The sequence below is a fragment of the Maribellus luteus genome, assembly GCF_003576475.1.
Lineage (GTDB): Bacteria > Bacteroidota > Bacteroidia > Bacteroidales > Prolixibacteraceae > Draconibacterium > Draconibacterium luteum.
Window position 1 is genome coordinate 25086 of record NZ_QWGR01000022.1, and the last position, 21136, is coordinate 46221.

Genomic DNA, 21136 nt, shown 5'->3' on the forward strand with positions numbered 1-21136 from the left:
TTCTACTATTCAAACCTTCCGATCTTCAGAAAAGCAACAATAGTTGCACAATTTTCATGTTGTATAAAATAGTTTTGTTTACAAAAGTGAGAACTCAAAAAGAAAAGTTGTGACAAAACTGTAATCTGAAAGCAAATTTCCGGATAATGTTAGGATTTAGAATCGCTATTTCTTTTGATGTAAATAACTGATTTTTATGAGTTTTTTGAAGGGATTGAATCGTTAAATTTGTTACAAAAATTATAGATATGGCAAGAGTAATTGGAGCAGTTGTCGTCGATAAGGAAGAATGCAAAGGCTGCAGTGTTTGTGTGGAAGCCTGTCCGCATGATGTATTGGCGCTTCATTTCGAGGTAAACAGCAAGGGGTATCATTATTCGTATATGAAAAGTCCGGAGGCGTGTGTTGGATGTGCCAATTGCGGAGTGGTTTGTCCGGACACCTGTATCACGGTTTACCGTACGAAAGCGAGTTAGTTAATTTGAACATCAAAAAAAAGAAGCATAAAAATGGGCGAAATAAAATTGATGAAAGGTAATGAGGTGCTGGCAGAAGCCGCCATTCGTTGCGGATGCGACGGATATTTTGGCTATCCTATCACACCTCAGTCGGAAGTGATGGAAACACTGATGGTGCGGGAGCCCTGGAAGGAAACCGGTATGGTGGTTCTGCAGGCCGAAAGCGAAGTGGCATCCATCAACATGGTTTACGGAGCGGCAGCAACCGGAAAAAAAGTAATGACTTCTTCTTCCAGCCCGGGTATTAGCCTGATGGCCGAAGGAATTTCCTATTTAGCGGGTGCCGAGTTGCCCTGCCTGCTGGTAAACGTACAGCGTGGCGGCCCGGGGCTTGGAACCATTCAGCCTTCGCAGGCCGATTACTTTCAGGCAGTAAAAGGCGGTGGCCACGGGGATTATAAACTGATTGTTCTGGCGCCATCTTCGGTACAGGAAATGAACGATTTTGTGGATCTTGGATTCGAACTGGCTTTTAAATACCGCAACCCGGCCATGATTCTGGCCGACGGTGCCATTGGTCAGATGATGGAAAAAGTGGAACTGGCCGATTACAAACCACGCTGGACAAAGGAGGAATTGGTAGAGAAGAACGGCGATTGGGCTACTACCGGAAAACCCGCTTCGCGCAAAAAGAATGTGATTACGTCGCTGGAAATGGCGTCAAACGATATGGAAGTGCGGAACATCAATCTTCAGGCTAAATACCGGAAGATGGAAGAAGAGGATGTACGTTACGAAGCGATTCAGTGCGACGATGCCGAGTTTATCCTGGTTGCTTTCGGAACCGCTGCCCGCGTTTGTCAGAAAGCAGTGGAAGTGGCTCGCGAAAAAGGGCTGAAAGTAGGTTTGTTGAGACCTATTACGCTGTTCCCTTTCCCTAAAAAAGTAATTAAAGAACTGGCCCGCAAAACTGCCGGATTCCTTTCGGTGGAAATGAGTGCCGGCCAGATGGTGGAAGATATTAAACTGGCTGTTTACGATGCCGGAAGCAATGCGCGTGTTGATCATTTCGGAAGGATGGGAGGCATTATCCCAACCCCTACGGAAGTTGTGGAGGCTTTGGAGGATAAATTTTCATGGGAGTTAAGTTATGGAGTTAAAAGAAGTTACTAAAACAGAAGGTACGATGGATATTCAGGATATTTTAAAACCCGAGAACCTGGTTTATCAAAAAACAAAGCTGTTGACTGATACGCCAATGCACTATTGCCCGGGCTGCTCGCACGGAGTGGTGCATAAAATTCTGGCCGAACTGATTGATGAAATGGGCATCCAGGAACGAAGCATTGGTGTGGCTCCGGTAGGATGTGCCGTTTTTGCGTACAATTACATCGATATCGACTGGCAGGAAGCTGCGCACGGACGTGCTCCGGCAGTGGCAACCGGTATTTCACGCGTTAATCCCGATGCTTTTGTGTTTACCTACCAGGGCGATGGCGATTTAGCTTCGATTGGTGCCGCAGAGATTATGCATGCCTGCAACCGCGGTGAAAATATCCTGGTGGTATTCATCAACAACGGTATTTACGGAATGACCGGTGGACAAATGGCTCCCACAACCCTCGAAGGAATGGTAACAGCCACTACACCCTACGGACGAAACACCGACCTGAATGGGTACCCGATGAGAATTACCAACCTGATTGCCCAGTTGCCCGGCACTTCGTATGTAACCCGTCAGGCTGTTCATACAGCGGGTGGCGTTCGCAAATGCAAAAGAGCATTGAAAAAGGCCATTCAGAATGTACTGGATAAAAAAGGAACTTCGTTTGTGGAAGTGGTTTCTACCTGTAACTCGGGATGGAAAATGTCTCCGGTGGCTTCCAATAAGTGGATGGAAGAAAACATGATTCCGTACTATCCGTTGGGCGATATGAAAGACAGTGTGAAAGGTGAACATTCCGAGAATTAAATTTTTGAAGCAATGACAGAAGAAATGATAATCGCCGGTTTTGGCGGACAAGGAGTACTTTCGATGGGCAAAATCCTGGCCTATTCAGGAATTATGGAAGACAAAGAAGTGACCTGGTTTCCTTCGTACGGCCCTGAGATGCGTGGCGGAACAGCCAACGTGACTGTAATTGTAAGCGACACGCGGATCAGTTCGCCGGTGTTGCAGGAATACGACACTGCCATTATCCTGAACCAGCAAAGTATGGATAAGTTTGAGAAGGCGGTAAAACCGGGGGGCGTTTTGCTTTACGACCCCAATGGTATTGTTCATCCGCCCACGCGTACCGATATCAACGTCTTTAAGGTAGAAGCTACCAAGGCGTCTGTTGAAATGGGAAATCCCAAAGTGTTCAACATGATTGTTTTTGGCAGTTATCTGAAGGTGCGTCCCATCCTGTCGCCCGACAACGTGGAAAAAGGCCTGGCAAAATCGCTGCCCGAACGCTATCATAAACTCATTCCGCTTAACCTGGAAGCCATGCAAAAGGGCCGCGAAATAGTGGAAGAGGTGCATGTAGTTTAGATTTAGTTGAATAAAAAGATACAGCCTCTCATCCTTCCAGGGTGGGAGGCTTTTTGTTTTTATCTGCCGTTAACAACTTATTGCAAGTAGCAGAAAACCAATGTGCGTGATTCTTGTTTATGGAGTGTACTTGTCATAACTTACACAGAAAAAAGGGAAGAATTATGAGTTATTATTTTAATGCCGTACTAAAAGGCCGGAGTTTCGAAGAGGCACTGGAAATTGTTACTGCCGAATTGAAAAAAGAAGGTTTTGGCGTATTAACCGAAATCGATGTGAGTGCTACGCTTAAATTCAAAATCGATGTTGATTTTAAGAAGTATAAAATTCTGGGGGCCTGTAATCCGCATTTTGCTTACAAAGCTTTGCAAAACGAAGATAAAATCGGCGTATTTCTGCCGTGCAATGTGGTTGTGGAGGAGAATGATAATGGCGAGGTAGAGGTTTCTGCGGTTGATCCGATTGCTTCAATGATCAGTGTTGGAAATGAACACCTGAGCGAAATTGCTGCCGAAGTGCAACAGAAAATGAAGAATGTGATTAATAACCTGGCTTAGGTTGGCTTGGTTGCTAATAGAAAAAGGCTATCCTGTTTGCATTCTCAGGATAGCCTTTTTTTGTTTTGTCGTTTTTATAAGCATTCAGAACCATTCATGGAAATAATTCAGTTCCTCCAATTACCGCTTGTTAATTGCCTTCGAAGTGTACAATATCCTTTACTTCAAAAAGCCGTGATGCTTCGCCATTCACCAGCTTGTAGGTGATTTGACGGATACCGCCGGTTGGTTGGGCATTACTGTCGCCTTCGTTGTAAATGGGGAAACGTTGTACCAGGTAGTTCTCAACCACGCGGAATTCATCGTGCCCCATGTAGCCTTTGTTCAAATCCGGATTTCCGCTTACCGGAGGAAAGTACACATCGCTCATCGATTTACGGTTGTTAACAGAGTAGGCGAGAACATTTCCATAGCTTCCGCTACCATCCGAACGCGAATAAATCAGTACTTCCGGAGAACCATCGGCATTCAGGTCCTCAATTTCAGCATCAGTAATGCTTCCTTCCACTTGGTGGGTTACCGGCCGGTTGTCGATCTCCAGACCGAAAGGCGAAATGGTTACTTCTGACATACCGTTGTTGCGCGTTGCTGTTATGTTGAAGCCAATGTCCTGCAATTTTAAAACTTTGCTGAAAACAGTTGGGTCAACCTGTTCCGGATCGAGCGCTTCATCAGTCTTGAAATATTTTCCTGCCAGACTTGCACCACCCGAGCAGAAAAAGTGAAGCGCGTTGTTTCCGGCTTCCGATTCAGCTTCAATAGTCAAGGTATCGCCGGAGAAGGTAAACAGAATTTTATTGTCGTCAACATAAGCGTAATACCGCTTGTCCGATTCCCGAAAAGCCTTTTCATCCCAGGTGCAGGTAGGCTTTTTCTTGTCGGCACGCGAACGTACCTGGAACAACAGTTGGTCTTTCCCGGTACGCTTTACTTTTACTGCCACCCAGTCGTAACCTTCGTTGCGCTTCAAATAGTCGTTTGTAATGTAATTGCCTGTAAAAGTGCTTTCCAGCAACGAGCCGGAGGTGATCAGCTCGTCGTTTTTCATCCACATAAAACCGTCGCCTTTTGTCCAGAATACGTTTCCTTCGTTGTCCGAATATTTGGCTCCGCTGGCTGCCCGTGTAATGGTAAGGTCGTACGTTTTTCCTTTGCTAATTTCTTTTACCCGAATGTTCTCCGGATTCTTAAAACGAACCGAAAAGCGATATTGCCCGTCGTCGGAAACATAGGTTTGAGCATCGGTAAATTCTACTGCGGTTTCAGAGTGTTCACTACTTTGTGTGTTTTTGTTTCCAGAGGATTGGCACGCTGTCAATCCGGCAATCAACAGCGCGATCGCCCATAGTTTTTTCATTGTTCTCATCTGTTTTCTGTGTAGCTTTTGTTTTGTGAAAATAATGTCAGTTGATTTTCGTGTCATCGCCTAACAAAATCAGTTCCACTTTTACGTTCGCATTGTCGCCGGTATTGCGAAACTTGCAGTCAAAGGTTACGGTTTGCTTGCCTTTGGTCACAAGAATCTCCGAATTTTCAACGGTAAATGATTGTAATTTATTCCAGTTCTTATCGTACACAACAGCTTCTCCCGTTCCCATAATTTTGATACTCTGGTCTTTTTTCAGAACAAGAGGAAAAGAGAGGGTTTTGTAATTGTTGATTTCCATTTTAATGTCGGATACATCCGCATTTTGTGCTGTTATAATCATTCCCAAAGCCTGGTCTTTTGAGGTGTTTTCAAATTCGAAAGTGGAATACAGGGGCTCTCCCGGCTGACGGGTTTTGTTTTCGTGTTCAAATTTGTGAGAGAAAACTTCGGTAAGCATCAACGATCCGTCGTCGGTTTTTTTCATGCGGAATTCGGTAGATGTATCTCTCATTTTTTCTCTGACATCTTCCGGAAACAAGCCGGCCAAACGGGCGGTTTCCCACAAATTCATGATCCGGAAAATTTCTTCTGCACTGCCGTTCGAATGAATCGTCTGAAGGCTGGAAACAAAGGCAAATCCTGCGTTGTACCCGGCAGAACGCGTCATCATCCATTCAATGTCTTCCACGGGCGTGCTTTCCGTCAATCTGAACCACCCAAGCATTCCCGGCATCAGGTTACGTTTGTAAAACTTCTGGTTGGCCAGGCGGTATTCTGTTTGACTTTCCCGGAAACCGGCATACCATGGTTCGCCCCAGTTCATACGCGAATAAATGTGCCACAGGTAATGCTGTGTGCGGCTCGAGCCCACCAGAAAATGGCTTTTCAAATCGTCATTTAAATGATCGTACCATTGCGAAACCATCAACGCTTCACCGTATTTTCCCATTCCGGTGGACGAGGTTCCTTCCACACCGTCGAAATCGAGCATGCGCACTCCTGTGTAATTCATAAAATCCGCTATGTTTTCCGCAATTTCCTTGTCGAGTTCGGCATTTCCCAGGAAAACTTTGTACGCATGGTCGGCCAGTTTCCCGATGCTGCTTCCTGTTTTGTGCTCAGCTGCAGTTGTTCCAAACGCCCCGCGTTGACAATCGAGTAATTTCCAGGGCGCATTTTCACTAACCGAGCCGTACCGAATGATTTCATCATCAACTACCACACTGCGCAGGTTGTTGTTTTGAAACTGGTTGAAATAGTCGGGCGACTCAATTTCAATTTCCGTTTCAGTTGTTCCAATAGCTTTTGTCAGCACAGAGCTGCCTACTTTTGCCAGTCTTTTATCGGGAATTGGTGTTACATACGGATCGTTGGTATTAATAAAATTGGTGAGTGTGTGCGTGCCGATGTGTATTCCTTCTGCTTCTGCCTTTTTTACGCAGGCTTTCATCCCGTCGTATCCATTCGGAAACTGGTTTTGCAGCAAGGGAAAATGTCCCCACGATGCAAACGGATGGCTGTGGTACAAATAATTGAAGCCCGAAAGTTTCGTGTATTTGAGGCATTCCTCCATGTTCTGTTCGTTAAAATCCATGATCAGATACGACGAATTGATCACCGGAGAAGTTTTCACCCATTCGCCGTTGATGGTCGGGTGGGGAAGGCCTTCCGCCACTTCAATTTCGCCGATGGTGTGCAAAGTGTTTTCGGTAGCGCATCCGAAAAGGGCAATTTTTGAACCCACCAATCCGCCATCGTTGTATGCCGGAGCAAGGTATTTCTCATGTCCCCAGTTTTTGATCACCCGGTCGTGACTTCTGTTACGCGTGTACGCCTGCAACGAGCTGCCGTTGTGCACGGGTTTCGCAGCTTCAACCGAATAAAGCGTGTAAGGCGTACCTTCTTCTTTCTCCATGTTTTCGGAATCCGACTGGCTGAAAATATCCAGTTGCGGAAGAAAATCGTCGTCAGTCCACGGATAGCCTCCCAATGTTTTTTGATTCAAGGCCTGCAATCCGAGCGTAAATTCTTCGCCCTGAACGATGCCAACTACTTCGCCAATACTATTGTTGAGATTGGTATAATAAGGCCCCCAAATCAATGCATCAATTCCATCTTCAGACGATACGGAAGCCACTTCAAAAGTTATGTGATCTTTTTTGGGTTGAATAATTACCTGAACGGAAATATTGTTCTCAAAATTCAGGGTAAGTGTTTGCTTGTCTTTTTGAAAGGATGCCTGTTGAGGCTTTAGAATAACCGTATCCTGTTTTAATGTAAGCAGCCACGATTCACGTTCAGGAAGCAAGTGATTCATGCCTGTGCTGTTGTCTTTCAACTCAATGATCTTTCCTTTATTATTGATGGTCATTGTCCATTTTTCGAGCGGAAATTGTTCGCCTTTCTCAACGGAACAGGAAGTGATCAGAAAAATTAAAAGAAAGAACTGGAGGACGGTTGTTTTCATTTTTGGGTTCATCTTATCGTTTTTAATTGGTTTTATAATTTCAGATTTATTCATTAACATGCAAGATTCCGCGAAGTCGAATGTCGTTGGAAGAGGCTCCCACCATGATCCGAAAATCACCCGGTTCCACCACCCATTGCATTTCTTCGTTAAGCATTTTCAGCGTTTCCGGTGTTACGGAAAAGCTCACTTCCCTGGTTTCCCCTTTTTTCAGGTGAATTCGCTGGAAACCTTTTAGTTCCATTAAGGGGCGCGCCACCGACGCAAACAGATCCCGGACATAGAGCTGAACCACTTCATCTCCGTCGTAATTTCCGGTATTGGTTATGTTTACTCGTACTGTAGTGCTTTCATTTTGCCCGATTTGCTGTTTATCGAAACGGAGGTCGCTGTATTGAAATTCGGTATAGCTCAAGCCAAATCCAAAGGGGAAAAGCGGTTTCCCGGTGAGGTTGTGGTAATCATCGCCGCGGCCGGTGGGTTTGTGGTTGTAATAGAGCGGAAGTTGCGATTCGTGTACCGGGAAAGTGACCGGGAGCCTGCCCCCAGGATTGTAATCTCCAAACAGCACATCGGCCACGGCATTTCCGCCTTCATCGCCGGGGTACCACACATCAACAATCGCCGGGACCTGGTCAATCCAATTGGTCATGGTAACGGCACTTCCGCCTACCAACAATACAACTACCTGTTTTCCCGTTTGAGCAACTCTTTGAATCAATTCTTCCTGTTTTCCGGGCAGCGAAAGATAGGCGCGGTCGTTAAACTCGCCTTCTTCTATTCCGGCTACCACAACAGCTACATCACTTTTTTGGGCCAGTGCCACTGCTTCGTTGATAGCTTGTTCCGAATCATCTTTGATACCCACGTTCCATACAAGGTTAAAACGGGCATTTCCAACGGTTTCATAAAACTCGATGCGTAAATCGTATTCCCTGTTCTTTTCAAAACGGTATTGGGTTGTCAGCGTTCTTACTGTTTGTTTTTTCCAATTGTCAAGCACCAGCTGATTATCGATATAAATGCGGTAGCCATCGTCGCCTTTAATTCCAATTTCAAAGGTTCCTGTTTCCGGTGCCAGCAATTTGCCTGTCCACCGAACCGAATAGCAATCGTAATTTATCTTTTCCTGATCGGGAGAAAACAAGGTCCAGCCAAAATTTAACTGCCGGTCAGTTCTGGTCAGCGCAGGTTCTCCGTTTAATTCGCTGTTGTTAAAATATTCGCCTGTCAGTCCGTTGATTTTCTTTCCGTTTTCAATCGTAAAAAGCGAAGAAGAAGGTACTGTCGTGTAATTTGCGATTTGCCTTCCGCTGCCCGGCGCATAGTTTACGTTTTTCTCACCCACTTTATTTATAATGCCTTTCAGAATGCTGACCGGATTATTTCCCGGACCCGAATAGCCACCCAAACGTGCTTCCCGGGCATCAACGCCAATTACTGCAAGCGACTGAATATTTTTACTAAGCGGAAGTGTTTCGTTTTCGTTTTTCAGTAATACAATGGATTTTTGCGCCGCCACTTTCGCGAGTTCCCGGTGTTCTTTGGTACCGTTAAACTGATCGGCTTCTTTCGCATCAATGTAAGGATTTTCAAACAAGCCAAGTTTGAATTTGGCCCGAAGCACCCGCCGAACAGCTTCGTCGATCGCTTTTTCGTCGATCATTCCTTTTTCAAATGCTTCCCAAAAAAGCGGATAATGGTCGTATGAAGTCTGAAAAATAACATCCAGCCCGTTTTCTATCGCCTGTTCGGTGCTCTCAGCATAATTCTTTGCCGTAAAATGCAGTACATTGGCGCCTCCGGTAGCTCCGGCATCGGAAATAACAAAGCCATCAAAACCCCATTCTTCCTTTAATTTTTTGTTTAGCAGCCAGTCGTTGGCAGTGCAAGGCCTTCCGTCCAGCGAATTATACGAGGTCATCACCGACCACGATTTACCCTCGGTAAAACAAGCTTTAAAAGCCGGGAAGTAGATTTCTTCCAGAAGACGCTCGTTAAAATGAATCGGGTAGCTGTCGCGTCCGCCGTCGCCCACATTGGCAACAAAATGCTTGGGCGTTGTTAACACTCCCATGTTTTCGAACTGAGAAACAAAGGCAACCCCCATTTTTGAAGTGAGATAAGGATCTTCGCCATAGGTTTCCTCCACGCGTCCCCAACGTACGTCACGCGCTATGTTTACCACCGGCGAAAGTATTTGCCGGATACCGCGTGATTTTGTTTCGGTGGCAATGGCGTGTGCCACTTGCTGCATCAGGGTAGTGTCCCAGCTGGCTGCCAGAGCAATTGCTTGCGGGAAAGCGGTAGCACCCGGTCGCACAAGTCCGTGAAGCGTTTCGTCAAACGGAATAATCGGAATTCCCAGGCGCGTTTCTTCCACAAAATACTTTTGAATATTGTTGATCAGCTCCGCAGTTTGGCGGGCGTTACTGCCTCCCGAATAATCCAGTAACTGTTCTGCCGAGTTCCCCGATTTTCCTTTGGTAGCTACCTGAAATCCAAAAATCCCGTGTTTATATCTTTCTTTTTCATCGCTTAAATCACCCGGAATCATAAAAAGTTGCCAGAATTTTTCTTCCAGCGTCATGCGGGACAACAAATCATCCACTCGCTGGTCGACCGGAGCAGTTGGATCTTTGTAAATTTCGTTATCGGTTTTGTTGCATGAAAAGAGGGAAATTGTCAGGACGGCCAGGGTAATGAATTTCCGGATCATAGTATTTTTTAAAATTGTTTAAAAACTTCCGATAAAGATAAAATTTATTTAACGAAGATGAATTGGGATACGGGTTTATCCTGCAACAATAGATTGTTCATTTTTATTGAATGGCACAATCAAATTGTTGCGTCTCAAATGTTTCTTTGGAGTGAAATAGAAGGTGTGTCCGAAGTAAATTAAGATCCGGGTATTGAGCTTCTAAAATAAAGAAAGGATTACCCTGTTGTTCCCATGGCGTTGGAAATGGCGTTTACCGAAATGAGCAATTCGTTGAGCGTTGTTTCTTTTTCTGCGTCTGAAGCTTTTTCCATTCCTCTCCACTTTCGCAGGTTGTTCACCTGATTCTTGTGCAGGAAATCGAGTGCTTCGGCACGCAAGGCAGTAGAATGAAAGTGATTTTTGCGCCTGTTTTCCATCGGTCGCATGAGTAGTTCCTCCATAAAGGCGTGTGTCTTTTCCAGCTCCTTTAAAATGAGGGGAAGAATTGAATCCCGCACAGTGTCTTTTTCTACCAGCCCGGCGTAAAGCTTCATAATTTCTTCGTCGGTGCTGGCGAGGCTGGTGTCGATGTTGGTGAGCACATAGCGTACGAACTGGTTTTCGCGCACCAGTTCTTTCAGTGTCTGGAACTTATCGGGAAATTCAGCTTTAAGTTTTTCGAGCGTTGAGCCCACTCCGTACCAGCTGGTAATGTGAAAACGCGATTGGCCCCAGCTAAATACCCATGGAATGGCCCGCAAATCTTCAAAAGTTTGTCTTCCGGTTCGTCTTGACGGACGAGAACCAATCTTGCTTTGCTCGATTACATCGATGGGAGTGGCCTGACGGAAAAACTCCAGGAAATGTTCGTTGTGCAGCAGGTCGGTATAGATTTTTTTACTTTCGCCACCCAGGTACTCGATAATGTCGGCTGCCACCTGGTTTCCCTGTCTATTTTGTTGGTGAAGAAGGGTATTGAGCGTGGCCCCTGAAACCATTAATTCGAGGTTGTAGGCCGCGTTTATTTTGTTGGCATATTTCTTTTCGATGGTTTCGCCTTGTTCGGTCATCTTTATTTTGCCCGAAAGCGTGCCATTGGGCAGACTTCTGAAAAACCAGTGAACAGGGCCGGCACCGCGGCTGATCGATCCTCCTTTTCCGTGAAAGAATTTTAAATCGATGTCGAATTTATTGGCTACGTCTGTCAACTCTTTCTGGGCTTTGTAAAGGTACCAGGTACTGGCCAGAATTCCTCCGTCCTTGTTGCTATCGCTGTAGCCGATCATCACTTCCTGAATCCGGCGTTTCCGGCCTCGTGCGATCCGCTGGTATTCGAGACTGTTTTGCACCACCGGCTGATTAAGGTATTCTTCGAGGATTTTCGGACTTGCTTTCAGGTCGTCAATTGTTTCAAATAAGGGAACGACGTGCAATTTCAGGATGGGGGTTTTGTCGAAATGAGTCAATCCGGCTTCCCTCGCAAGAATGTAAACCGTCATCAAGTCGTCCAGGTTGCGGGTCATGCTGATAATGAGCGACCCCAGCGCCGCACCCGAATATTTTGAATAATGCTGTTGCAGCACTGCAAAGCAGTCGAGCACACTTTTAGCTTCTGTGGGCAGGTGGCTCCAGTCACGGATAAAAGGCCGGTTCGATTTCAGCTCCGAACGAATGATTTCCGATTTCCCCTTGTCAAAATCAATGCTCGACAAGTGCGACTCGTCCACAATCTGGTTCAGAGCCTTTTCGTAATAAGCACTGTTTTGGCGAACATCCAGTTCGGCCATGTGAAAACCAAAGGTTTTTACCAGTTGAATGGTATGATAAACAGAATTATGCACCAGCGAATCTTTTCCGAGTTGGTACAAGCCGTCTTTCAGAATTTCGAGATCCCGTATCAACTGTTTGGAGTTGCTGTAACTTTCGGGAGTATCGAGCAATTCGAACGACTGTTCGCGCCCGATTTTTACCGGAAGTTTGGCGATTAACAGGCTTACATATAGTTTGAAGGCCTCTTTTCGGTTGTGAGCGACCACGGGTTTTAATTCATCCGGATTTTCAGCAATCAATTCTTTTAAACGTTCTGAAATGCCTGTCGGTAACTGATTTATCCTGAAGTAAAAGCTCAGATCTTCACCCAATGTAGTCAGCTCGTTTTTTAATATAAGAAACGAATTCAGCCGCAGTTTTTGCAGGGTATGACGGGTAACGTCAGCCGTAACAAACGGGTGTCCGTCGCGGTCACCGCCAATCCATGTTCCAAAGCGAATTTGCGGAAATACGTTATTGTCCACCAGTTTGTGCGGATCGAAGCCAGCATATTCCCAGGCCTGCACCAAACGCCGGTTGTTGATCGATACGATTTCAGGAAAAACATTGGTGAAATAATGGATCACGTTTTCGAGCTCGGTTTCCACGTTGGGTTTTTCCATGTAAAACTCATCGATGTGCCAGATGGCATTGATCACACGTTTGATTTCGTTGCGGTTTTCTTCGCGCTCAAACGAATTGTACATCGAGTTTTCGCGTTTTACCAGCAGCAGGTAAAGCTCGCGGTATTTTTTCAGTACCACAGGGCGTTTGGCTTCTGTAGGATGTGCGGTAAGCACGGGTTGCACTTCTATTTCGGAAAATGTTTCGAGTATCTGCTCTTCGGCAAAGTCGTTCTTTTTTAGCAATTCCAGGCTGTTGGCCCACAATCCGTTAATGGCCGAGAGCGACTTTTGTTCCTCCGTTTTGCGCCGGTTCTGAACAGCGCCGTTGGTTTCCACGAGGTTTAACAACTGGAAAGCGATGGAAAACAAATGAAAATGCTTCCGGGTAAAACGGACATCGTCGTAGTGTTCATTTTCACAAATCCAGGGAATGGACTCGGAAAGTTCGGTTTCGTGGTTTTCTTCCAGCACTTCTTTCAGGCAATGCAATAAAAACTCAAGATCGAAATACGGTTTCCCCAGTTCTTTTTTCAGGATTTCCAGTTGTCTCATTTTTTCCCAACTATGATTTTCTATGCAAGCTAACAACTTATTGCCCGAAGTGTTTATTAATTCGCTCAAAAGCCAGCTTCGAACTAATGATTGCCATTGGAATTCCGGCTCCGGGAACGGTAGAAGCACCCACGTAAAAAACATTTTTGTATTTTTCATCGAAGTTGCGTGGCCGCATGTGCCCAATCTGGTTCATATTGTGCGAAAGTCCAAGCCCACTGCCCCGGTGCAGGTTAAAACGATCGCGCCACTCGATGGGGGTGTAAATGGTTTGTGTTACTATTTCTTTTTGCACTTCAACTCCGATTCTTTCTGAAAAATCAGCGATGATGCTGTTTACTATTTCTTCCTTATCATCCCAGTTTTGTTTGAAATACAGGTTGGGAACCGGGCACACAAAAAACAGGCTCTCGCAACCTTCGGGAGCGCAATCGGGATTGTTTTTTGAAAGCACATTTACGTAATAATAGGGTTTCTGCAAGGTATCCGGGTTTTGCATGATGTTGTTGGAATAGGCCTCGTAATTGCTACCCAGGTAATAATTGTGGTGATCCACCATCGGCAGTTTTCGTTTAATGCCCACATAAAAAGTGAGGTACCCCATTGTCCAGTTCATTTTATCCAGTTTTTCATCAGAATATTGTTTTCGCCTGAACACATTTCCGCGAAACCACGCAGCATCTGAGTTAATCAGAAATACATCCGATGTCCAGCGCTTTCCATGCTGATCGACCAAGGCTTTTAGTTTGCCTTTTTCTTCTTCGAAGCTTTTGATCTCTGTGTTGTAGTGGATCGTAACTTTCTCCTTTTTCAACTCGTTTACGATTCCTTCCACAATCTGGTACATTCCGCCTTTTACGTTGAAATAGCCATCATGTTTAAATTCGGTGTAGGAGAGGAGGCTGTAAATGGCCATGGTATCAAATGGTGTTCGCCCAAGAAAAAATGCCACCAGCGAAATAATCTGGATGGCCTCTTTTGATGAGAAGTATTTTTTTACGTGATCGTAGAAACTTCGCAACAGAACGGGAATGTGCACCGGATTTACCCGCATCAGTGTGGTGATGTAATGAAAAAGCGAGTCGAAATTCTGTTTAATGACGAGGTCGACGGTATCGTGGAAGAGTGCACCGGCTTTTGCCTGGTATTGGATAAATTTTTCTTTGAAATCGGGTTCGATATCCGCAAATTGTTCGGCCAGTTTATCAATGTCTTTGTACAGGTGAAAGGTTTTTGGATTGTCGCTGAAGTTCACCGAATAAAGCGGATCAAGCTCAAAATATTCAAAGGGAAGTTTGATCTGGCAATCGCGCGCAAATTCCTCAAATTCGTAGGACATGCTAAAAAAGCTGGGGCCCGTGTCAAAGGTAAAACCGTCTTTTTTGATTTGGTTCAATCTTCCGCCGGCCTGCTCATTTTTTTCGAGCATTTCCACTTCGTATCCTTTTTTTGCAAGCCTCAGTGCTGTTGCCAGTCCACCGATTCCGGCACCTACTACCAGTATTTTTTTACTCATTTTTCAAGTTTTTATCCAGGTTGGGAAGCAGCTTATCTTTCACCCATTTGAAACCGGGTTCTGCCTTTAACGCTTTGCTATAATATGATTTTGCTTCTTCGTATTTGTTTAATGCTTCAAACGATTGTCCGATCAACGCCATTAAATTCAGGTAATTCCAGTTTTGTGTGATCCACGTTTCCGGATTTTGTTCCATCAGTTTTTCCGCTTTTTGAAAGTATTCAATTGCTTTTGTTTTTGATCCGCCAAATAGGGCGGGCATATGAAACTCAGCATGTCCGAGCTGTACATATCCAAGTGGGTTTTCAGGATCAGCTTGGATGGATTGTTCTGCCGCTTTTATGCTTTTGGGCCCCAGAAACGGAGCCTTTATCGGAGATAATCCAATTTTGTACCCAAAGAATGCCGAACGGTAAGCATTGATTGTTGCTGATGAAAAACCCAGTTGCTCAAGTTGCTCCAGGTTTTTTTCTGCCCGGTAGAGGTATGTTTTAGCTGCGTCATCATCGTCAACACCCAGACAATAGCCGATGTAACCGTACTGATAATTCACCAGTTCAGCCAGGTAGGCGGGATCATTGTTTTTCTGAGTTTCCATTTCATCCATAGTGGCTTTCCATTCCGGCATGTCGTTGCCGATATAGGCGCGGTAGATTCTTATTTTCGAGGATGCCGTCAGCAGCATCGGCACCAGAATCAGTATTACGATGAGGGTACAGCTCTTCCTTTCCATTCCAGTGTTTTTAGCGACCGCGAACGAATTGCTTTCCCGATCATAATTCCCAAATTTATTTTCTGAACAAAACCCCAAATCAGGTTTGTCACGACAGCTTGTCGGCTCGACATCGAAACGATCACGCGTATTGCTCCAAGTATTAGCAGGTAGATGATAAGAATTTGCCAGGGGGCAGTAAATGCCACCATTAAAAAACCCAAAGTGGTAATCAACCAAAACAGGATGGCGACCGGAGCAGAATTGCCAAAAAACATGAGCACACTTCTCGACAACCCATTCATGGCATCGGAGTATCCGGTGTACATCCGGCAGCGAATATGATCGGTTCCCGTCAGGCAGGCGATCTTTGCTTTGTTATGTTTAAAAAATCGTGCGATTGCAATGTCTTCCACCCGTTTGTTGCGAATGTACCGGTGAGGTTGCCATTTTTTGTATGTTTCAGCATTGAACAGCATAAATTGACCGTTCGCTGCCGATAAGGAAGGAAATGCCAGTTTTTTGACGAGTATCAGGGGAAGCAGCGTAAGCAGCACATAATTCATCACCGGAACAGTGAGCTTTTCTCCCCGGGTTTTCATGACCTGCTGTGGGAAAATACTCAGAAGCGCCAGGTTTTGGCTTTTCATCATCGCAATGCATTGGGGAATAATCTCTGAAGTTATCCGAACATCCGCATCCAGAAACAGTAGATACTGGCCTTTGGCCTTTTGGGAGAGCGAATAGCAGGCATGGTTTTTCCCTGTCCAGTTTTCAGGCAATCCGTCGGAATGCAAAAGTTGAACGCGCGGATCTGTTTGGCTGATTTCTTCAACAATCGAAGCGGTTTGGTCGGTCGACTGGTCGTTGTACACCAATACCTCAATGTTTTGATGGCATTCTTTCAGGTCGCTGAGCAGGTTGCCGATGTTTTGTTCTTCGTTGCGGGCGGGAATCAGAACGGAAACCAGTTCAATCGGTTCTGTTGCCGCTTTTGGCAGTCGCTGCCGAAATACCAGGTTAATCAGACTCACAGCAAGCTGAACCAACGCAAAGGCAAAAACGATATAGGTGATTGCCTCCATATTTAACTCGATTTGGCCGATTGGGCAGTTAAACATTCCCGGTAAAACCGATTATACGCTTCCTCCATCTCATAATGCGAAGTGCCTCCCTTGTATTCTGTCAGATACTGGAATAGGGTAGGTTTGGATTGTGAGAGGTAGTCCACAAAATTTACATGGAAAATAACCTGCACTTCCTTTGGGGCTTTTTGAAGGATTTTTTCAATACCTTTTTCAAAGCTAAATTTCCGTTGGTGCATGCTTTGTATTTCGCCTTGCGGAAACATCAGTACCATGTTTTGGGGGTTTTGAAGCAGTTCCGCAGCATAGTTCAGACTCTGCAAAACTGAACGTGTTCCTTTTTTTACTGAAAAGCCACCGGTAAATTGAAAGAACCAGTTTTTCTGGAGCTGTTCTTCCAACATCATAAAATGGAATTTTCGCCGAAATGTTTTTCCATTTAACGAGAGCACCCAGATACCATCCCACCAGCTCATGTGGTTCGCAATCCACAAAACCGCTTTCCCTTTGTCCTGCACATTGCCTATGATTTCAGTGCGGGCAAGTGAGCGTTTCATTTTCCAAAGCACATAGTTTCGGAAAAAAGGGAAGAGGATGCTATGGTGGCTGGCTCGTATCATGGCAGTAATAAATTCAGAACGACAAAAAACAGGAACTGGCAGAGCAATATAAGCGGCGCCAGTTTATTGGTCACCTTTGTTTTCGAGTATACCAGCAGGATTGAAAAAGCAAGTGCCAGCGCAAACCAGGCGAGGTAATTCTGTAGCGGAATAATATTGTTATCCCAACTCCACATATCGAGTTTAGGGGCTACTTGTTCCAGTATCAGGTCGTAAGTCAGCAGGATAAATGCTGCTATGAGGACCTGGAATATGCGAGCGATCTTTAACCGGCTACTCAGCGAAGTGGCCGTGTAAACCAGCAACAGCCAGTTTAATCCGATAATCAAAGGTGTTTCGGCTACTTTCCATCCCAGTCCGTTGCCGTACTTGTAGTTGCCAAAGATCAACCCGCTTTGCACGCCGATCATTTCGACGGATAATCCCAACAAATAGATCAAAACAAAAATCAGCCAGACTTTCAACCGGTGATCACGATGAAAAAGCATCACGGCGAATGATGAAAGCAGTAAAGCCAGAGGGGTGAGCCCGATAAAAAGTGGGCGTGTGGCAGCGATCGACAAACCAATAATGCCCACGGCGTAAAAGACAAAAAAGAAAACGACGAATGCCGAAAAGTATCGTTCAGTAAAATGCGATATGTTTTGATGGTATGTCAAGATTCAGTAGAGTTGCTTTAGTTTTTCAATTAACAGAAGGTTCAGAAAAATCATTGAGAAGGCATAGGCAAAGTCTTCAATCGGTATAGTAAAGATACGGATTCCCAGATTCTCAGTATTGTTGTACCACACCACTTCGTCTGTTATAAATGAACCGGTGAGTATGCCGTTGACCACCAAAAATGGGAGAAGTATAACCAGGAAAGTAAGAAAAAATGAGCGAATGCTTTCACTTTTTAGCACAAGTGCGAGGATCAGGATCAATAGTAGTTTGCCTGAAATATAGGCCGTGTAGCTTTTTTGCAGGTTGAAAACCAACACCAGCAGGCTCATCACCAAAAGAAAACCAATCAGTAGAATATTTACTTTTTTCCCCACTTTAACCTGCGGAAAATATTCGAGAATGGCCTCGTGAAGAAAAATGCTGGCATAGGGAACAACGATGAAAAAGAGAATTTCTTCGACGGGTAAATGAAATAGTTGCACACCCGAAATATAGCGATCATTAAACCCCCAGAAACCCTGCTGCGTGAAATGTATGTCGACTGAAATGTAGAGCACGGCTACTATTGCAATCGAAGGGAGTACATACTTCCACTGCGTGTAAAAGTGAAGCCGCTTGTCGAAGCTCAGGAGCAACGGTACAGCAATTGATCCGAGTAATAGCCAGAAGTAAAGTGACATTATTTCTTTAAAAATCTGCGTTGGAAAACCAGTAAGCCGTAATTATTGAAATCGTGAACATTTTTGCCCCGGTGGTGGGCCAGGTGTGCCTCGATTACCGATTGCAGGTATTTGCTTTTCGGATGGATCAGGAAAGGGATTTTCAAACGTTGGTGAACCATCACATCGTGCAGCATGAAATATGTAAAACCGTAGGCAGAAATTCCTATTCCCAAAGCAACGAGCCGTGGAAACGAAAAATAAAATCCAATAATCAGAAGGATAATTGCCGGAATGGCGTACACCAGGAAAAAATAGTCGTTCTTCTCAAATCCGGGATTGTACAACTCGGTTTGTGAGGCGTTCTTCTTGTGGTCGTTAGTGTGGTGATCGGCATGCCATTTCCACAAAAATCCATGCATCACAAATTTGTGGTTCGACCACGCCACAAATTCCATAAATGCAAAAGCTGCGACTGCCAAAAGAATATTCCAGATCATTTTTTCAGGTATTGGTTTACTCTATCCACAATTTTAAGGAACCAGACTGTGTAATTGTCCGGATTTGTTTCGATATCTTTTTTCAGATCGTCGTAGGCGATGTATTTGTAGCTGAGCACTTCGTTGGTGTTGATGTTGGGCACTTGGTTGCTGACGCCGACAAAAACATGATCGAGCTCGTATTCGGTGAGGTCGTTGTCGAGTGGTTCGCGGTAGATAAAATGAAACTTTTCAGTGAGTTCGGCTTTCAAACCCATTTCTTCGGCCAGGCGACGGTTGGCTGCATCGAGACTACTTTCTCCTGGCTGCGGGTGACTGCAGCAGGTGTTGGTCCACAAACCGTTTGAATGATATTTGCCGAGCGCACGTTGTTGTAAGAGCCATTCGCCTTCCGAGTTGACAATAAATACCGAAATGGCGCGATGAAGCACCGGGTTTCGGTGGGCTTCCATTTTTTCCATTGAGCCCAGCACCACATCATTTTCATCCACCACTATTACCTGTTCTTGTATCATAAAATATTTAGTTTTCCTAGGGTCATCGATTGGGTCATGATCACCATTTTCCGGAAATCAGAAATCCTGATCCTGGTTTTTCTGATCCTGGATGCCGGGGTACGTTTTAGTTTTCGCAGCAATTGCCGGTAATACCTGTAGGCAACCATTACTGCAATCCGGGAGTCGGGAGGCAGGCGGCGAATACCCGGCAAAGCGGCATCAAAGTCACTTTCAATTTCTGCAATAATGCTGGCTTTGGCTTTTTCGTCGAAATCGCCCGGAGTATAATGGTGAAAGTAGCTTCTTCCCAATTCTTCGGAATCGGCTTTGAGATCGCGTAAGAAATTAACTTTCTGAAAGGCCGATCCAAGGCGCATCGCCGGTTCTTGCAATTCCTCCAGTAGTTGAGGATTATTGTCGCAGAAAACATGCAGGCACATCAGTCCAACTACGTCGGCCGAACCGTGGATGTACTGGTCGGTTTCTGCTTTGCTGCTATAATTTTTCTTATCGAGATCCATGCGCATGCTGTGCAGGAATGCATCGATGAGTTCACGGGGAATATGGTATTTATTTACCACAAGCTGAAAAGAATTTAACACCGGATTCATGCTGATTTTGTTTTTGAGGGCTTTTTCCATGTTTGCCTCAAACAAATCGAGGAGCTCTTCCTGATCGTATTCGAGAAAGGTATCGACAATTTCGTCGGCAAAACGCACAAACCCGTAAATAGCGTATATGGCGTCTCTGTGCTCACTACTCATCAGGCTTGTTGCAAACGAAAAAGAAGTACTGTAAGAGGTGGTTATTAGTTTCGATATTTTCAGCGTGGTTTTGTCGTACAGGTCCATTCCCGGTTTTTTTTCAAGTTAATGATTAATACCCAGATTTCAGATCAAATGTTGCCACGACGACGGATTTACTCCATCACATTTTCAAAATTTGATCTGAAATCTATATCATTAAACTACCGGGAATGTTTTTTGTTCATGAAAAACTAAAAAAGATTAAACAAGGTGATTATTCAAAAACCACTTCTCCGAAAAATTCCGGACGGTGGTAATCGGGATTTTCTGTTTTTACCGGGTTCCAGGTTACAAAATGAGGTTCCGACGTTTCGTCGCCGCACTTGTAGAAGTTGGCCGTGGCTTTCAATCCGTCAAAGGTTTTGAGCGAATCGTATGCAAAACATTCAACAGGGATACGGATCATCATTTCCCAGTAAAAGTCACCTGTTTTTTCTTCAAAAGGTTCTGAACCTAAGGTAGAAGCGATATCAATTTTTTTGAGCAGTTCGGGCGAAACAAAGTTCCGGTTTCCACGCCCCGGGCCGTGTGCCACATGCGGTGTTCCGATACAGCTGAATTCAAAATTGTAATAATTCTTGCCGTCTACCGAAATAAAGAATTCAACGGTGCTGTCTTTGTAAACATCGCCGTTAATGCGGGTTTCGCGGGCAAGAATGTACTTTTCGCGCACATAATATTTTAGCCAGATTTCGTTACCGGTGTGGGCGATGCGGAAATTCAACAAAGGTTTGTACGAAAAGGCTTCCCAGTTTAGTGTGTCAATCTCCTGGAGCTGCGCTTTTGCTTCCAGCAGTTGCGAGGCTTGTTCTGAATCGCTTGTTTTTTCTGCGCTTATTTTTGGGATAAATAGTTTTTTCATAAGTGATCGTTTTTGAGTATTGTTTTTGCAAATATAACATCCTTCACGAGGCGAGGCTACATAAAATTTACATTTCTAAACCTGTTAAAAAAGCCAATTCCTGTGACTCTTTACTGCAACGGTTTTATATTTGGGGTTCTT

General features: G+C 44.8%; 19 protein-coding genes. 5 read left to right on the plus strand and 14 right to left on the minus strand.

The window, feature by feature from the left end; translation table 11 throughout:
- Positions 1-248: 248 nt before the first annotated feature.
- The 5 genes from D1614_RS22270 to D1614_RS22290 all read left to right on the plus strand — a co-directional run bounded on the left by D1614_RS22270 (position 249) and on the right by D1614_RS22290 (position 3551).
- A complete protein-coding gene (locus D1614_RS22270) occupies positions 249-476 on the plus strand; it encodes a 4Fe-4S dicluster domain-containing protein (protein ID WP_119440212.1) in 228 nt (75 codons plus the stop codon).
- A 33-nt stretch (positions 477-509) separates the two neighbouring features.
- Positions 510-1631, plus strand: a complete 1122-nt coding sequence (locus tag D1614_RS22275; protein WP_175579298.1) for a 3-methyl-2-oxobutanoate dehydrogenase subunit VorB — start codon at positions 510-512, stop codon at positions 1629-1631.
- The gene (locus tag D1614_RS22280; protein WP_241558151.1) at positions 1609-2430 is read left to right on the plus strand and encodes a thiamine pyrophosphate-dependent enzyme; all 822 of its coding nucleotides are present in this window, start codon (positions 1609-1611) and stop codon (positions 2428-2430) included. Before D1614_RS22275 ends, D1614_RS22280 begins: the two co-directional genes overlap by 23 nt.
- A gap of 12 nt (positions 2431-2442) precedes the next feature.
- Positions 2443-2994 carry a 2-oxoacid:ferredoxin oxidoreductase subunit gamma family protein gene (locus tag D1614_RS22285; RefSeq protein WP_119440214.1) on the plus strand — a complete coding sequence of 184 codons (552 nt, stop codon included), beginning with the start codon at positions 2443-2445 and terminating at the stop codon, positions 2992-2994.
- Between the two features lie 164 nt (positions 2995-3158).
- Entirely contained in the window at positions 3159-3551 is a 393-nt protein-coding gene (locus tag D1614_RS22290) for a DUF302 domain-containing protein (protein WP_119440215.1), read from the plus strand.
- Positions 3552-3681: 130 nt separating this feature from the next.
- On the opposite strand, the gene D1614_RS22295 is transcribed toward D1614_RS22290, so the two are convergent.
- The 14 genes from D1614_RS22295 to D1614_RS22360 all read right to left on the minus strand — a co-directional run bounded on the left by D1614_RS22295 (position 3682) and on the right by D1614_RS22360 (position 20995).
- Positions 3682-4908, minus strand: a complete 1227-nt coding sequence (locus tag D1614_RS22295; protein ID WP_162304606.1) for an MliC family protein — start codon at positions 4906-4908, stop codon at positions 3682-3684.
- Positions 4909-4954: 46 nt separating this feature from the next.
- On the minus strand, positions 4955-7399 hold the full coding sequence (locus D1614_RS22300) for a hypothetical protein (protein ID WP_147384346.1): 2445 nt from the start codon (positions 7397-7399) through the stop codon (positions 4955-4957).
- 34 nt (positions 7400-7433) lie between these two features.
- Positions 7434-10106 carry a glycoside hydrolase family 3 protein gene (locus D1614_RS22305; protein ID WP_119440218.1) on the minus strand — a complete coding sequence of 891 codons (2673 nt, stop codon included), beginning with the start codon at positions 10104-10106 and terminating at the stop codon, positions 7434-7436.
- Positions 10107-10324: 218 nt separating this feature from the next.
- Positions 10325-13075: a phosphoenolpyruvate carboxylase gene (locus D1614_RS22310; protein ID WP_119440219.1), complete on the minus strand. Its 2751-nt coding sequence runs from the start codon at positions 13073-13075 to the stop codon at positions 10325-10327.
- Positions 13076-13112: 37 nt separating this feature from the next.
- The gene (locus D1614_RS22315; protein ID WP_119440220.1) at positions 13113-14591 is read right to left on the minus strand and encodes a phytoene desaturase family protein; all 1479 of its coding nucleotides are present in this window, start codon (positions 14589-14591) and stop codon (positions 13113-13115) included.
- The gene (locus D1614_RS22320) at positions 14584-15324 is read right to left on the minus strand and encodes a tetratricopeptide repeat protein (protein WP_119440221.1); all 741 of its coding nucleotides are present in this window, start codon (positions 15322-15324) and stop codon (positions 14584-14586) included. Before D1614_RS22320 ends, D1614_RS22315 begins: the two co-directional genes overlap by 8 nt.
- Positions 15294-16388, minus strand: coding sequence for a glycosyltransferase family 2 protein (locus D1614_RS22325; protein ID WP_162304607.1), 1095 nt, complete (start codon positions 16386-16388; stop codon positions 15294-15296). The genes D1614_RS22320 and D1614_RS22325 overlap by 31 nt, the downstream gene beginning before the upstream one ends.
- 2 nt (positions 16389-16390) lie before the next feature.
- On the minus strand, positions 16391-17008 hold the full coding sequence (locus tag D1614_RS22330; protein ID WP_119440223.1) for a lysophospholipid acyltransferase family protein: 618 nt from the start codon (positions 17006-17008) through the stop codon (positions 16391-16393).
- Positions 17005-17667, minus strand: a complete 663-nt coding sequence (locus D1614_RS22335; RefSeq protein WP_147384347.1) for a carotenoid biosynthesis protein — start codon at positions 17665-17667, stop codon at positions 17005-17007. The genes D1614_RS22330 and D1614_RS22335 overlap by 4 nt, the downstream gene beginning before the upstream one ends.
- A 3-nt stretch (positions 17668-17670) precedes the next feature.
- Entirely contained in the window at positions 17671-18351 is a 681-nt protein-coding gene (locus D1614_RS22340) for a lycopene cyclase domain-containing protein (protein WP_119440225.1), read from the minus strand.
- A complete protein-coding gene (locus D1614_RS22345; protein ID WP_119440226.1) occupies positions 18351-18830 on the minus strand; it encodes a sterol desaturase family protein in 480 nt (159 codons plus the stop codon). The genes D1614_RS22340 and D1614_RS22345 overlap by 1 nt, the downstream gene beginning before the upstream one ends.
- Positions 18827-19345, minus strand: a complete 519-nt coding sequence (gene idi / locus D1614_RS22350) for an isopentenyl-diphosphate Delta-isomerase (RefSeq protein WP_119440227.1) — start codon at positions 19343-19345, stop codon at positions 18827-18829. The genes D1614_RS22345 and idi overlap by 4 nt, the downstream gene beginning before the upstream one ends.
- A complete protein-coding gene (locus tag D1614_RS22355) occupies positions 19342-20178 on the minus strand; it encodes a phytoene/squalene synthase family protein (RefSeq protein WP_119440228.1) in 837 nt (278 codons plus the stop codon). The genes idi and D1614_RS22355 overlap by 4 nt, the downstream gene beginning before the upstream one ends.
- Positions 20179-20347: 169 nt before the next feature.
- Positions 20348-20995 carry a carbohydrate-binding family 9-like protein gene (locus D1614_RS22360; protein ID WP_119440229.1) on the minus strand — a complete coding sequence of 216 codons (648 nt, stop codon included), beginning with the start codon at positions 20993-20995 and terminating at the stop codon, positions 20348-20350.
- Between the last annotated feature and the right edge of the window lie 141 nt (positions 20996-21136).